We start from the raw sequence: 14,249 nt of genomic DNA on the forward strand, positions 1-14,249 counted from the left end.
TGCTGTTTTTAGCATGTTATTTTATATGTACTCGCTTTTCTAACATCTCTCCTAGAGATGTTTTTTTATTACAAAAAATCAAGGGGGAATGTATCCATGGTAAAAAGCAGTATAGCGGGCTATCCCGTCATAGGTGAGAATCGTGAGTGGAAACGTGCACTCGAGGCATTTTGGTCAGAGAAGATTTCAGAAGACGATCTTCTGCAAACGACGAAAGAGATCCGCTTGGCGAACTTGAAGAAACAGCAAGATGCTGGAATTGATTTGATTGCTGTAGGCGATTTTACATTGTATGATCGGGTACTTGATACGTCTGCAATGTTCGGAATCATCCCTTCACGATTTAACTGGAAAGGTGGACAAGTTTCCACTTCCACATACTTTTCCATGGCTCGCGGTAATGATGAGGCGGTCGCTTGCGAAATGACGAAATGGTTCAATACGAACTATCACTACATCGTGCCCGAATACGAAGGCCAGCGTTTTCAGTTAACTGAAAATAAACCGCTAACTGCTTATCGTGAAGCAAAGAAAGAACTGGGTATTGAAGGTAAACCCGTTCTACTTGGCCCCTATACATTACTCAAGTTATCCAAAGGGTTTGAAGATCATGATGTGCCGTCTATTATCCTGCAATTGATCCCACTCTATCAAAGGGTACTACAGGAATTACAAGACGAAGGCGTTCAATGGGTTCAAATCGATGAGCCAATTCTATGTACATCTATTAGCTCAGATGAAATGAAAACTGTTACAGAAATTTATTCACAATTAACGAAAAATCTGAGTGGTCTGCATATTCTTCTACAGACATATTTTGATTCAGTGGAACATTACACTGAAACGATTGCGTTACCCGTTTCAGCGATCGGACTCGATTTCGTCCACGGATGCGAGAAAAACTTAGATAATCTCACGCAACATGGTTTCCCAACAGACAAAGTACTTGCAGCAGGGATTGTAGATGGACGCAACGTATGGCGTTCCAATTTACAGAAAAAGCTTACATTGGCCGAAACAATCCAACAGAAAGTTTCACCTGATAAATTGTGGATTCAACCTTCATGTAGTTTGCTCCACTCACCTGTCACGACTCGCTCGGAACAGAAACTAGATCAAACAATCTTGAACGCATTAGCATTTGCCGACGAGAAGCTGGAAGAAGTCAGGACGATTCAAACAGCTCTAAAATACGGAAAAGAGAAATTCACTAAAGTATTTGAAGACAGCGAAGCAGCATTGACTGCATTTAATGCCCTTCCTGCTCGCAATAATAAAGAGGTACGTGAAGCGACTTCTGGAAGCCTACTTTCTGACAGTAAGCGCAATCTTCCATTTGTGGAGCGCAAAGTGAAGCAACAAGAAAAATTCCAATTGCCACTCCTTCCTACTACAACAATCGGTAGTTTCCCACAAACACCAGAAGTTCGGGCTACACGGAATAAATGGAGAAAAGGTGAAATTACGAATCAACAATACAAAGATTTCGTTCATGCTGAAATTAAAGAATGGATCGATATTCAAGAAGACTTGGGTCTTGATGTCTTGGTACATGGCGAATTCGAACGTACAGACATGGTGGAATATTTCGGTGAAAAGCTTGATGGTTTTGTCTTTACTGAAAAAGCATGGGTACAATCCTACGGTTCACGTTGTGTTAAGCCTCCAATCATCTTCGGAGACGTTGCATTCACTAAACCTATGACTGTGGAAGAATCTGTTTATGCGAAATCCCTTACTGATCATGAAGTAAAAGGAATGCTCACGGGTCCTGTCACTATTTTAAACTGGTCATTCGTTCGTGACGATTTGTCGAGAGAAGAAGTAACAAACCAAATTGCACTCGCTTTGCGCAAGGAAATTGAAGCGCTTGAAGCAGCTGGCATTCATATGATCCAAGTTGACGAGCCGGCACTTCGCGAAGGTCTTCCTTTAAAGAGATCTGAGTGGAAACACTATTTAGATTGGGCCGTCAATGCATTCCGCGTATCCACTGCTTCAGTTGAAGATACGACGCAAATTCATACGCATATGTGCTATTGTGATTTCAATGACTTTATCGAAGCGATCAGCGCACTGGATGCAGATGTAATTTCTATTGAAACTTCACGTAGTCACGGTGATTTGGTTGAGGCTTTCAATGAGTATCATTACGACAAAGGAATCGGTCTAGGCGTTTATGACATCCATAGTCCACGCGTCCCTGCAGTCGAAGAGATGACAGAGATTATCAACAAAGGGCTTGAAGTACTCGAACCTAACCAGTTCTGGATTAATCCGGATTGTGGCTTGAAGACAAGAAAGCGTGAAGAGACAGTTGCAGCATTAAAGAACATGGTGATCGCTACTGTACAAGCACGAGAAAAGTTAGGCGTAGTAGCAGTGAAATAATGAATTTAAGACAGTCCTAGAAATTGTGTAGATTTCTAGGACTGTCTTTTGTTCGTGGGAGATAGATATAAAGTAGCTTGCATAGGTACTCATGAGGGATTTTACGCTCCAGCATTTAGATTTGAATTAGACATTACAAAAAGGATATCCCATGAAGTAGCTTCTGGGACATCCTTTTTTATCTATATTTATTAATCAATCAAACTGCTTCGTTAGGTTCGCCATCTCAATAGCAGAAACCGCTGCGTCCCACCCTTTGTTACCAGCCTTAGTCCCCGCACGTTCGATCGATTGTTCAATCGTATCCGTCGTTAGCACACCGAAGATCACTGGAATACCTGATTGCAAGCTTGCTTGGGAAACCCCTTTTGCCACTTCATTACAAACAAAGTCAAAATGAGGAGTTGCCCCGCGGATGACCGTGCCAAGCGTAATGACCGCATCATACTTTTTTGAATCCGCCATTTTCTTTGCGATCAACGAGATTTCAAATGCACCTGGAACCCACGCTATATCTACATCCGCTTCATCTACGCCATGACGTTTGAACGCGTCTTGTGCACCTGAAAGTAACTTCCCTGTGATAAACTCGTTGAACCGTCCAACGACGATCCCCACTTTTAAACCTGTACCCACTAAATGTCCTTCGAATAAATTACCCACTTTTCATCTCTCCTCATAAAGTTAATAAATGACCTAGTTTTTCCGCTTTTGTGTGTAAGTACTTTTCATTTGCCTCATTGAATGGCAGCTGGATTGGAACGCGTTCCACCACTTCTAGTTCATATCCTTTTAAGCCAGCGATTTTCTTTGGATTATTCGTCAGCAAACGCATTTGCGTAATGCCGAGTTCCCGAAGAATTTGTGCACCGATACCGTAATCACGTAAATCCGCTGCAAATCCTAGTTTTTCATTCGCTTCTACCGTATCATAGCCTTGTTCTTGCAGTTCATAGGCTTTTAGTTTATTGATCAAGCCTATCCCCCTGCCCTCTTGACGCATATATAACAATACACCGCGCCCTTCTTCTTCTATTTGAGAGAGAGCTGCTTGCAGTTGCGGGCCACAGTCACAACGGCACGACCCAAAGACATCGCCTGTTAAGCATTCCGAATGAACTCTCACTAAGACCGGTTCTGCTGTCGTCACATCACCTTTTACTAATGCAACATGTTCTTTGCCCGTCATAGTCTCGGTATAGCCGACCATGCAGAACTCGCCATAGTCCGTCGGTAGCTTGATTTCTGCTTCACGTATGACTAAACGCTCTTGCTGTAGACGGTAATGAATGAGGTCTTGAATGGTGATTAGTTTCAAATCTAGTTCTTCAGCCATCTGACGTAGCTCCGGCACACGCGCCATCGTTCCGTCATCATTCATGATTTCACAAATAACACCTGCAGATGCGCTGCCCGCCAGTCGCGCCAAATCTACTGCAGCTTCAGTATGTCCCGTACGTTCCAGCACACCACCTGATTTCGCTACGAGCGGGAATATATGCCCAGGACGTTTGAATTCGCCGGCTGTTGCATGAGGTTCCATCATTTTTACGATGGTATCTGCACGTTCAAATGCACTGATTCCAGTATGTGTAGAGCAATGATCGACACTGATCGTGAACGCAGTACCATGTGAATCTGTATTATTGTCAGTCATCATCTGTAAGCCTAGTTGTACTGCTTTCTGTTCTGTTATCGGTACACAAATCAAGCCTCGACCTTTCGTTGCCATGAAGTTGATGATTTCAGGCGTAATTTGGTCGGCCAGCGCTACAAAATCCCCTTCATTCTCTCGATCTTCATCATCCACAACGATAACGACTTTACCTTGTCGTAAATCTTCTAATGCTTCTTCGATTGTATGAAACATCCTCATTCACTCCTTCACATAAATCCATGTTGTTGTAAAAAATCTTTTGACATTCTCGAACCAGCATCCTGTCTTTTTTGCAACATATTCTCAACATATCTAGCGAGCATATCGCATTCGAAGTTGACTATATCCCCTATTTGCTTTTTCGCAATGACTGTCATTTCCTGTGAATGCGGAATCAACGAAATCGTAATATCCGTATCTTTCACTTCAAAAATCGTCAATGAAGTACCATCCAACGCGATCGAGCCCTTATGTAATAAATAGGGATCATATCCTTGCGGTAAGGACAAGTGTATATATAATGCATTATCCACTGTTCGCTTGTCACGGATCGTGGCTATTCCGTCTACGTGTCCCGTGACAAAATGTCCACCTAACCTGCCATTTGCTGCGAGTGCCCGTTCCAGATTCACAGAACTCCCCATCGCTAATTGCCGTAGTGAAGTGGAGGATACAGTTTCAGGCATGACATCCGCTTCAAATCGTGTTTTCGAGAAGCTCTTTACCGTTAAACAGACACCGTTGACCGCGATGCTGTCTCCAACTCGCACATCTGTCAATACAAGAGATGCAGCAATCGTAAGTGTCATAGATTGAGCACCAGATTGTATGCGTTCAACGCAACCAATCTCTTCTATTATTCCTGTAAACATTGTTCAATCACTCTCTTTCGGTACAGCTATGATTTTAATGTCTGGACCGATCATCTCCACACTTTCAAAGGTTAATGGAAACGCTTCATTCATCAATCGAGGATCGAGTCCCCCAATGGGTGTCAATGATCCAATCCCACCAAGTAATTTGGGCGCTACATAGCAAATAACTTTCTGCACTGCGCGCGCTTTCACGAATGAAGCATTAATAGCCGCTCCACCTTCTACAATCAACGTCATGACACCACGTCTTCCTAGCTCTAGTAGAATATCTTCTACAATCAACTGGGGTTTCTGCATCCGGACAATCTGGACATGCGGCTTCTTGAGTAACTTTTCGTGTGATAATTCTGCATATTTTCCACAAAAAATCCATGTCGGCGCTTCTGTGTTTTGAATGACCTGGCTAGATTCCGGTGTTCGTAATGATGTATCTAAAATAACTCGAATAGGATGTTGTCCACCTAGGGGCAGTCTGGTGGTGAGAAGAGGATTATCATGAAGAAGCGTTTGCACACCTACTAAAATTGCATCTTGCGTATGGCGAAGCTGATGGACATCGAGTCGCGCCTGCTCACTCGTCACCCATTTGCTGTCTCCATTTGAAGTCGCAATCTTACCGTCTATCGTCATAGCTGTTTTCATTGTCACATGAGGTGTTTTATTTTTAATAAAATGAAAAAATGGTTCATATAGTTTTTTCGCGCGTTCATCGGAAACCACTTCGGTTACTTCTACTCCTGCTTCACGAAGTTTCGCAATGCCTTTACCTGCTACTAGCGGATTCGTATCCGTTATCGCGACGAAGACACGCTTGATACCCGCTTGAATAACGGAATCTGCACAAGGCGAAGTTTTACCGGTGTGTGAACAAGGTTCCAATGTTACATACAAATCAGCATCTGTTGCTTTGGCTCCCGCCATGTCCAATGCGACGCGTTCCGCATGGCGCTCTCCCGCTTGTAAATGTGCACCCATCCCAATAATTCGGCCTTCTTTTACGACGACCGCACCTACTGGTGGATTAGGAGAGGTTTGACCTGCCACATTTTCTGCAAGTTGCAAAGCCATTTCCATATAATTCTGATTCATCGAGCAACACTCCAGCTTACGGTATTCCTCTAGTGACAATTCTACACGCAAAAAGCCCCGCAACATATTATGCGGGGCTTGTAATCATGACTAAATAAACGTTATAAACAGCAATGAAAAAATCATTACATGTAGTATATACGCACTGTTCCTTCTCTCATCCAGACTTTAACTGTCGGCTTTGGAGTTTCACCAAATCCACCTTCTGCTTTATATAAAGCATCCGGGTCACGGACTAAGAGCTTGTTAGCTCATCACCGTCGGTAGGGAATTACGCCCTGCCCCGAAGGAAACATATTCGATTAATTAAGAGTCTAGCACATGTGGTGACTAAATAACAACCGCTGAATAATTATTCAGCTGAAAATACCCATTTGTCTACAGTGAACTTTTCAATCGCTTCCATGTTAGGAGCATATCCGATTCCATCTTCTGTCGGAACCGTAATATACCCTTTGTTAGTTACTACTTCTGGTGTAATAATATCTTGTTCCCAGTAACGTGAAGATCCTGCCGTGTCGCCAGGAAGCGTGAAATTAGGTAATGTTGTCAACGCTACATTTTGGGCGCGGCCAATACCTGATTCCAGCATGCCGCCACACCATACATCAATGCCTTTTGTCGCACAATAATCATGAATTTTTTTTGCTTCTGACAGACCACCTACTCTACCAATTTTCACGTTGATAATTTTACAACTACCCAGTTCGATAGCTTTGCGCGTATCTTCCAACGAATGAATGCTCTCATCTAGACAGATCGGTGTCGTAATTTGCTTTTGTAGTGTTGCGTGATCAATAATATCGTCAGAAGCAAGTGGTTGTTCAATCATCATCAAGTTAAATTGATCGAGTTCTTTCAACAACTCCACATCATCTAACGTATAAGCAGAGTTCGCATCCGCCATTAATGGTACATCTGGATAGATTTCCCGAATAGCGCGGATTACTTCCACGTCATATCCAGGTTTGATTTTTACTTTAATACGCTTATATCCTTCATCTATAAAGCTTGTAATATTCGCCAATAAACCCTCAACATGTTCTTCAATTCCAATACTGATACCAACTTCAATACGTTGACGTTGCCCTCCGAGTGCAGCAGCAAGTGTCATATGGTGATGCTTGGCATACACATCCCATACCGCTCCTTCAATTGTCGCCTTAGCCATATTGTTTTTGCGGATATGTCCAAACAAACCACTTACCTCGTCGGGGTGTTTAATAGTTTTACCAAGTACTGCAGGTATCAAGAAATCACGCAGCATATGAATTGCCGTTTCTGTTGTTTCTTCGCTATACCAAGGGGCCGTAAATGCAACAGACTCCCCCCATCCTTCATGACCATCCGCGTCTGCGACAGTTGCTAACAAAAAGTCCTTCTGCTGAATCGTCCCGAAACTTGTAGTAAATGGATGTTTCATGGTCATGTTCATTCTACGAAGTGTTATTGACTTAATTTTCATTGGATAAACTCCTTTGATTTTGCAACGGAATCACGGATCGCTTGCAGAAACGATAATACTGAACAGGTTCCTCTGTCCTGCATACATCGATCAAAGCAAATCCTTCGCTACTCAATTGCTGAAATATTTTTCTCGTCTTCATTCGCCATTCATAGGCTAATTGCGGATTTTGTTGTTTCATCAGTTGAATATGTTTAGGCACTGGTACTTCTATTGCTTCTAACTGTAGCCATTCACTAGTTTCTGGTGAAAGTATGACGGGATACATCTCTTCGTCCAAATGAATTCGAAAAGGACGACTATATGTAAGAACAGGTTGCCATTTTTCCAATACACGCGGGCTATCAATCCACCAGGCTACTTGAAAACGATCAGTCGGCAAGCCTTTGTTTAACCCATCATTCATATTCCCATAGCAATTGACTATATAGTCATAACACACGCCATATAGCTTGGCAGTATTCAAGTAGGCGTTGCGACTTTCGAGTGGATCGAATGTCCAAACGATCAATTGATAGCCCATTTCCCGTGCCAGACGAAGTTGTTCTTCCTTTAAAAGTTTACCAATACCCATCATTTGAAATTCTTCATCTACCGCTAGCATGTGAGAGCATAGATATACTTTTTCTTCTGAATATCCTGCAAAGCTATAGGAATAGCCGATCAAACGATTTTCTAAAAATGCTCCGACAATTAAGCCACCATTTTTGACCGCCGTAATCGTCTGATGAACAGGGATTGGTTCCATTCCCCAAATTCGTTTCTCAAGCTCTTGCACGGCATGAATGTCTTCGATCGCTGTCACTTTTCTGACTGTTATATCCTTTTTCATACTGTCACCTTCTAGTTTTTAGATTGGAATGTTAACTCGATGGCAGTTGTCAAAATTTCGACTCCCGTTGCCAACGCATCTTGATTAAAAGTCATATTTGGATGGTGAAGTCCTGGTGTTAAGCCACATCCCAATCCAAGCATTGTACTTTTGACATTCGGTCGTCGGACAGAATAAAAGTGAAAATCTTCTCCTCCGGGTGTAACAACGCTACGTGTAGCCTGTTCTTTGCCAATGACTTTAACTATCGCCTGATGCATGAGATCTTCTGCTTCGGCATCTACTTCCGCCGCAACCATTTCCGCCATAACTTTATAGTTGATTTCTACATCGTACTGCCTTTCTACCGCTTGAATTACACGTTCTACTTGTTCATATAATTCATTCATGACATCATTTTCTTGGGCACGTAAATCCAAACTGAATTTCGCGTTTCCTGGAATAATGTTGGCGGATTCGCCTCCCGCTTGGAACATCGTCATCTTTGCGGTATGAGAAACCATCGGATTACAATGAATGGACTGCAAGCCTCCCACTAACGAGGCACCGACCTCAATTGCATTTTTTCCTTGATGTGGTCTTGCGCCATGTGCTTCCGTTCCTTTTATCGTTCCACTAATCATTTTTGCCGCCCCGTGTCGCAGTGAAGCAGCCGAACAACCGTCCGCCATTTCATCTGCTGCCCGTACATGAACACCAAATAAGTAATCGATATCATCAATTAATCCTTGTTCAAGAACAGCTAACGCGCCTTCACCCTTCTCTTCTGCTGGCTGGAAGAATACTTTCAATGTTCCTTGTTGAGGAATTCCACGCTTTTTCGCCATAAGCAAGGCACCAATTCCCATTGTCATATGTCCATCATGTCCGCATGAATGATTCGCTTGATAAACGCCATCCACTTCCTGCCATAATGCATCGATATCCACGCGTAACCCGACTACCGGTTTACCTTCACCGATTGTCACGGATAAACCTGTTATGCCGTCGAATAAATTCACTTGAAATCCTTCACGTTCAAGAAATTCTTTCAAGTAGGTTGTCGTTTCTGTTTCCTTCCAACTAACTTCGGGGTGACTGTGTAAATGTGCAAACACTTCATCTAGTTTGGGCTTCAATAATTGTACTTGCTCATTCATCAGAATGCCTCCTAAAATCCATTATTCATTGTAATATATTGAATTACTAATTCCTGTTTTTTCAAACTTCTCAATAATTCTAACACAAAAAAGACTTCTCTTTCACATCGTGTGAAAGGAAGTCTTTTCGTATCGGTTAAAAAGTCCAAAGGATCATCATGCCGAATAATAGCGTCATATAATTGACAGAATATAGGAACATGAAGTTAGCCCACTTATAATCATCTTTTGCATAAAAACCATAGATACTAGCCGCAATGTATCCAAGGTTCATCAATGTCGCAATGATTATGAACGTTGCACCGAACATCGTTAATAAAAATGGTAACGGCAATAAACATAATACATACACAAGCATTTGTCGTTTTGTGATAGTAAAGCCATAAACGACGGGCAACATCGCTACGTTAGCTGCACTATAATCTTCGTACTTTTTCATAGCAATTGCAAATGTATGAGGCATTTGCCAAATGAATAGTATAGCGACTAAAACAATAGGTACAATATGATTCGCTGACATGATAGCTGCCCAACCTATAAGGGGAGTAACTGCTCCCGACACACTACCAATGACTGTATTTAATGTATATTTACGTTTAGACCACATCGTATAGGGTATTACATACGTAAACCATCCGATAAATGCATAAATCGCCGCTTCTAATGTAGTGAATAATAATAATAACATGCCAATTCCCGACAATATCAAACCGATTTTCAACACGGTTTTCAAAGCAAAACTTCCTGTCACAGTCGGACGTTTTTTTGTTCTCTCCATCACCGTATCAATATCAGAATCAAACCAGTTATTCATTACAAGTGCACCCGCAACAAGGAAGGTGCTACCTATCATGGTTAGCAAAAACACACCCCAGTTACCTGAAAGTGTCATGCCTGAAAAATATAATGCCAACCAAAACCCCGTAAAGACCGGAAAAATATTCGCGATCAGTACAGGTCCTTTAACTAATGATTTAATATCCGAGAAGAAGGCAGACGCCGAGCGGCTTTGAGTCGTACTCGAAACAACATGGGCTTCTTTCGTCATATAGGTCCGTTCTCCTTTTGTGTTACATCTAAATATTTTCTATTCGTACATATAACTATATCATTTTCTTAAAAGTAAAATCAAAAATTCAAGACAATTCCTTTTAAAGTGTTACAAAGATTTGTCCAAAGTGCATAAATAAACATTTCGCACGACAAAATTTCCTTTTATATACACAGTCAGCATACTATATATGATCATTTCCTCTATGATTCGACAAAGCCTGAGCCTATACCCCTTATAGGCTAGTACCTCAGTTTACCTACCATGATCAATCAAATGTCATTTCTTTTTTCATTAAAAACAATAGCTATTTATATCTTTAAAAGCGCATGGAATCAACAGTTTTCTAAATAATAAAATTGATATTAATTTAATTATCCTGTAAACTCTTGTAATAGTCTCGCGAAAAATGTGGTGATTTTCCCTTGATCCCTATGACTACTTGCATATTACTTCATATGAATAGATTTAAGAGATCTAAGTAAAAAACAGCATTTCGTGATGAAAAAATTATAAAAAGAAAGGGTTTGATTTTTTGAGAAAGATTATGTTGTTTTTATCCGTCTTTTCATTACTACTAGTAACAGCGTGCGGTAATAGTGACAGCAAAGATTCAATTAGCACAATTAAACTAGCGGATGCAGGATGGGATAGTATTCGTATCCATAACAGTATTGCACAGATTATTTTAGAAGAAGGCTACGGCTATGACACAGAAATAGTCAATGGCACTACTTCTGCAACATTCCAAGCATTACAGCAAGGTGATCTACAAGTGTATACAGAGGTTTGGTCTGATAACTTGGGTGACGCGTATACAAACGCAATCGACAGTGGTGACATTGAATCCATTTCAACAAACTTCGACGATAACTCTCAAGGCCTGTATGTTCCTACGTACGTTATTAAAGGTGATCCAGAGCGTAATATTAAAGCAATGGCTCCAGATTTAAAAACGGTAAAGGATTTAAAGAAGTATCCTGAACTATTCCAAGATCCTGAAAACAAGGATAAAGGACGCATCATTGGTGCACCATCTAGCTGGGTCGTTAGTAAACACTTAGGTGAAAAGTTAGAAACTTACGGATTAAATGACAAGTTTACGTATTTAGCTCCAGGTTCCGACTCTTCTATCGTAGCGGACTTAGCTAGCGCATATAAAAAAGGCGAGCCATGGGTAGGGTATTACTGGTCACCTACTTGGGTCACTGCGACTTATGATTTAACACTTTTAGAAGACGAGCCATTTGACCGAGAAGCTTGGGATCAAGATAGGTCTGGTGAATTCCCTCCTAATGATGTCTACATCAGTGTCCATAAAGACTTGAAAACACAAGCTCCTGAAGTAGTTGAGTTTTTCAGCCATTACGAAACTAGCAGTGCATTGACAGAAGAAGCATTAGAGTATATGGGTGAAACTGAAGCGAATCCAGAAGACACTGCAAAGTGGTTCATGAAAGAAAATGAAGAACTTTGGACTTCATGGGTGCCTGAAGATGTGGCGGAGAAAGTAAAAGCAGCACTGTAATATATGACAAATTTAGGGGTGGACGCTTTCCGCTCCACCCTTTTTTAATTTGCACCACTATTAAAAGTAGAGAAAGAGAGGAACAAGCTAGTACGTCCTAGCTTACTGCCTATGTATGAATTCCCTAACGTTAGACTACCTATAGGAGATTATGTGGAAAAGTTTATTGATTTTCTTGCAATGAACTTTGGCTGGCTTTTTGATTTCATCTTCACTATTGCTTCCACAACAATCCGCACGATTGAAACAGCTTTGCTCGCTACGCCTTGGTGGGCGATCATGATTGTCGTTTTCCTACTTGGTTGGTATTTAAACTCCATTTTAAATGGTGTCATGTTTGCCACCTTTATCTTTTTGATTGGTACTTTCAATTTATGGGAGGATACGATGACAACAGTTGCTATTATCGTAATTTCTGTTGTACTGTCCCTAGCAATTGGAATTCCAGTCGGTATTTTGATGGCATTTAGCAAAACATTTTCTGTCATCATGCGTCCTCTATTGGATGCTATGCAGACGATGCCTACATTCGTCTACTTAATACCTGTAATCTTCTTCTTTCCTCTGGGGAACGTTCCCGCAATTATTGCAACCATCATTTACGCGTTACCTCCAGTTATTCGATTAACAGAACTCGGTATTCGAAACGTCGATTCTGAAGTGATTGAGTCAGCTGAATCATTTGGATCTTCTAGAAATCAAATGCTAGTGAAAGTACAATTACCTCAAGCATTGCCTACTATGATGGCGGGAATCAACCAAACTACGATGATGGCTCTTTCCATGGCTGTTGTGGGTTCCATGGTTGGTGCTCACGGTTTGGGTGAACGTGTACTATACTCGATTAACCAGATCAATATTTCATTAGGATTCGAAGCTGGGATTAGTATCGTATTCCTAGCCATTATTATTGACCGTTTAACAAATGGAGTGGCGAATCGCCTACAAAGTACAGGGAGGAGATCAGCATGACCGTTAAACTCAAAGTAGAAAATGTCACGAAGATCTTTGGACCTCGCCCAAAGAGAGTCATTCCTATGATTGAAAAAGGAGCTACTAAACGGGAGATCCTTGAAAAGACTGGACATACAGTAGGTGTCTATAACGCCAACATGGAAATTATGGAAGGTGAGACTTTCGTAATTATGGGTCTATCCGGAAGTGGTAAATCAACATTAATTCGTTGCTTCAACTTATTGAACAAGCCTACGTCAGGTGCGATTTATGTAGATGGCGAGAATATTGTCAACTACAATAAAGAACAGTTGAAGTTTTTCCGTCAGAAGAAAATTGCGATGGTCTTTCAACACTTTGGTTTATTCAGCCATAGAACAGTTATGGAAAATATTGAATACGGTCTGGAAATTCGCGGTTTATCAAAAAGCGAACGTCGTGATATCGCGCAAAAGCATATTGATACAGTAGGGCTGAAAGGATATGAAAATCAATACCCTGATGAATTGTCAGGTGGTATGCGTCAGCGTGTAGGTATTGCACGAGCTTTGACGAATGATCCCGATATTCTGTTAATGGACGAGCCATTCAGTGCGCTTGATCCGTTGATTCGAAGAGAAATGCAAATGGAACTTCTAGATATCCAGACACGTCTTCAAAAAACTATCATCTTCATCACGCATGATGTCAATGAAGCATTCCGTATCGGTGACCGCGTGGCGGTTATGAAAGATGGTCACGTAGAGCAAATCGGTACACCTGAAGAACTATTAGAAACACCTGCAAACGATTATATTATTGACTTTACTCGTGAAATCGACCGTTCAAAAGTGTTACAAGCGATGAATATCATGTCAAAACCATTGAGCGTGATGAACGGTAAAGATGGTTTGCATGTTGCGATTAAAAACATGGAAGAACACGGTATTTCTAGTGTTTTCATTACAAATCGTGAACGACAGTTGCTCGGCTTAGTCACAATTGACTGTGCGATTGAAGGCGTGAAAAACAAAAAAACATTGGAAGAAGTAATGATAACTGATGTATTGACCGCCACTCCAGAAGAATATGTACAAGACATTATTCCTCGTGTTCTAGATTCTAAATACCCACTCGTTGTGATAGATGAAACGAACCGAATTGAAGGTATTATTTTACGAGTTCATGTACTTTCAAGTATTATTAGCAACTCCGCTGACGACGAAGAAGAGGAAACACTAATTACTCCAGTTGAAACAGTTAAAGTAACTGAATAACCAAAAGGGAAG

General features: G+C 41.3%; 12 protein-coding genes and 1 riboswitch. Of the genes, 4 read left to right on the forward strand and 8 right to left on the reverse strand.

Annotated features, from left to right (window positions below):
* The first annotated feature begins 96 nt into the window (after positions 1-96).
* The gene (metE, locus tag SporoP17a_RS03890; RefSeq protein WP_083032706.1) at positions 97-2,391 is read left to right on the forward strand and encodes a 5-methyltetrahydropteroyltriglutamate--homocysteine S-methyltransferase; all 2,295 of its coding nucleotides are present in this window, start codon (positions 97-99) and stop codon (positions 2,389-2,391) included.
* 195 nt (positions 2,392-2,586) lie between these two features.
* Here metE and ribE (SporoP17a_RS03895) read toward each other — a convergent pair whose 3' ends face one another.
* The 8 genes from ribE (SporoP17a_RS03895) to cyoE form a co-directional block, all read right to left on the reverse strand.
* The gene (ribE, locus tag SporoP17a_RS03895) at positions 2,587-3,054 is read right to left on the reverse strand and encodes a 6,7-dimethyl-8-ribityllumazine synthase (protein WP_083032709.1); all 468 of its coding nucleotides are present in this window, start codon (positions 3,052-3,054) and stop codon (positions 2,587-2,589) included.
* Between the two features lie 13 nt (positions 3,055-3,067).
* The gene (locus SporoP17a_RS03900) at positions 3,068-4,261 is read right to left on the reverse strand and encodes a bifunctional 3,4-dihydroxy-2-butanone-4-phosphate synthase/GTP cyclohydrolase II (RefSeq protein ID WP_083032711.1); all 1,194 of its coding nucleotides are present in this window, start codon (positions 4,259-4,261) and stop codon (positions 3,068-3,070) included.
* Between the two features lie 14 nt (positions 4,262-4,275).
* Positions 4,276-4,920: a riboflavin synthase gene (gene ribE / locus SporoP17a_RS03905; protein WP_083032714.1), complete on the reverse strand. Its 645-nt coding sequence runs from the start codon at positions 4,918-4,920 to the stop codon at positions 4,276-4,278.
* A gap of 3 nt (positions 4,921-4,923) precedes the next feature.
* Entirely contained in the window at positions 4,924-6,012 is a 1,089-nt protein-coding gene (gene ribD, locus SporoP17a_RS03910) for a bifunctional diaminohydroxyphosphoribosylaminopyrimidine deaminase/5-amino-6-(5-phosphoribosylamino)uracil reductase RibD (protein WP_083032716.1), read from the reverse strand.
* Positions 6,013-6,157: 145 nt separating this feature from the next.
* Positions 6,158-6,307, reverse strand: a riboswitch (FMN riboswitch).
* 57 nt (positions 6,308-6,364) lie between these two features.
* On the reverse strand, positions 6,365-7,477 hold the full coding sequence (gene menC, locus SporoP17a_RS03915; protein ID WP_083032719.1) for an o-succinylbenzoate synthase: 1,113 nt from the start codon (positions 7,475-7,477) through the stop codon (positions 6,365-6,367).
* On the reverse strand, positions 7,467-8,309 hold the full coding sequence (locus SporoP17a_RS03920) for a GNAT family N-acetyltransferase (protein ID WP_083032722.1): 843 nt from the start codon (positions 8,307-8,309) through the stop codon (positions 7,467-7,469). The genes menC and SporoP17a_RS03920 overlap by 11 nt, the downstream gene beginning before the upstream one ends.
* 11 nt (positions 8,310-8,320) lie before the next feature.
* Positions 8,321-9,448 carry a M20 peptidase aminoacylase family protein gene (locus SporoP17a_RS03925; protein ID WP_083032725.1) on the reverse strand — a complete coding sequence of 376 codons (1,128 nt, stop codon included), beginning with the start codon at positions 9,446-9,448 and terminating at the stop codon, positions 8,321-8,323.
* 136 nt (positions 9,449-9,584) lie between these two features.
* The gene (cyoE, locus tag SporoP17a_RS03930; RefSeq protein ID WP_083032728.1) at positions 9,585-10,496 is read right to left on the reverse strand and encodes a heme o synthase; all 912 of its coding nucleotides are present in this window, start codon (positions 10,494-10,496) and stop codon (positions 9,585-9,587) included.
* A 538-nt stretch (positions 10,497-11,034) separates the two neighbouring features.
* Here cyoE and SporoP17a_RS03935 point away from each other — a divergent pair.
* From SporoP17a_RS03935 to SporoP17a_RS03945, 3 genes are all read left to right on the forward strand, one after another.
* Positions 11,035-12,027: an ABC transporter substrate-binding protein gene (locus SporoP17a_RS03935; protein ID WP_237262373.1), complete on the forward strand. Its 993-nt coding sequence runs from the start codon at positions 11,035-11,037 to the stop codon at positions 12,025-12,027.
* 153 nt (positions 12,028-12,180) lie between these two features.
* A complete protein-coding gene (locus SporoP17a_RS03940; RefSeq protein ID WP_335695503.1) occupies positions 12,181-12,999 on the forward strand; it encodes an ABC transporter permease in 819 nt (272 codons plus the stop codon).
* Positions 12,996-14,237: a quaternary amine ABC transporter ATP-binding protein gene (locus SporoP17a_RS03945; RefSeq protein WP_083032734.1), complete on the forward strand. Its 1,242-nt coding sequence runs from the start codon at positions 12,996-12,998 to the stop codon at positions 14,235-14,237. Before SporoP17a_RS03940 ends, SporoP17a_RS03945 begins: the two co-directional genes overlap by 4 nt.
* The last annotated feature ends 12 nt before the right edge of the window (positions 14,238-14,249 follow it).

It is taken from the genome of Sporosarcina ureae, assembly GCF_002082015.1.
GTDB classification, from domain to species: domain Bacteria; phylum Bacillota; class Bacilli; order Bacillales_A; family Planococcaceae; genus Sporosarcina; species Sporosarcina ureae_A.

Coding starts and splice junctions, on each gene's coding strand:
- SporoP17a_RS03920 (WP_083032722.1), bottom strand. CDS start 8,309: ATGAAAAAGGATATAACAGTCAGAAAAGTGACAGCGATCGAAGACATT.
- ribD (WP_083032716.1), bottom strand. CDS start 6,012: ATGAATCAGAATTATATGGAAATGGCTTTGCAACTTGCAGAAAATGTG.
- SporoP17a_RS03900 (WP_083032711.1), bottom strand. CDS start 4,261: ATGTTTCATACAATCGAAGAAGCATTAGAAGATTTACGACAAGGTAAA.
- SporoP17a_RS03945 (WP_083032734.1), top strand. CDS start 12,996: ATGACCGTTAAACTCAAAGTAGAAAATGTCACGAAGATCTTTGGACCT.
- cyoE (WP_083032728.1), bottom strand. CDS start 10,496: ATGACGAAAGAAGCCCATGTTGTTTCGAGTACGACTCAAAGCCGCTCG.
- SporoP17a_RS03925 (WP_083032725.1), bottom strand. CDS start 9,448: ATGAATGAGCAAGTACAATTATTGAAGCCCAAACTAGATGAAGTGTTT.
- menC (WP_083032719.1), bottom strand. CDS start 7,477: ATGAAAATTAAGTCAATAACACTTCGTAGAATGAACATGACCATGAAA.
- ribE (WP_083032714.1), bottom strand. CDS start 4,920: ATGTTTACAGGAATAATAGAAGAGATTGGTTGCGTTGAACGCATACAA.
- metE (WP_083032706.1), top strand. CDS start 97: ATGGTAAAAAGCAGTATAGCGGGCTATCCCGTCATAGGTGAGAATCGT.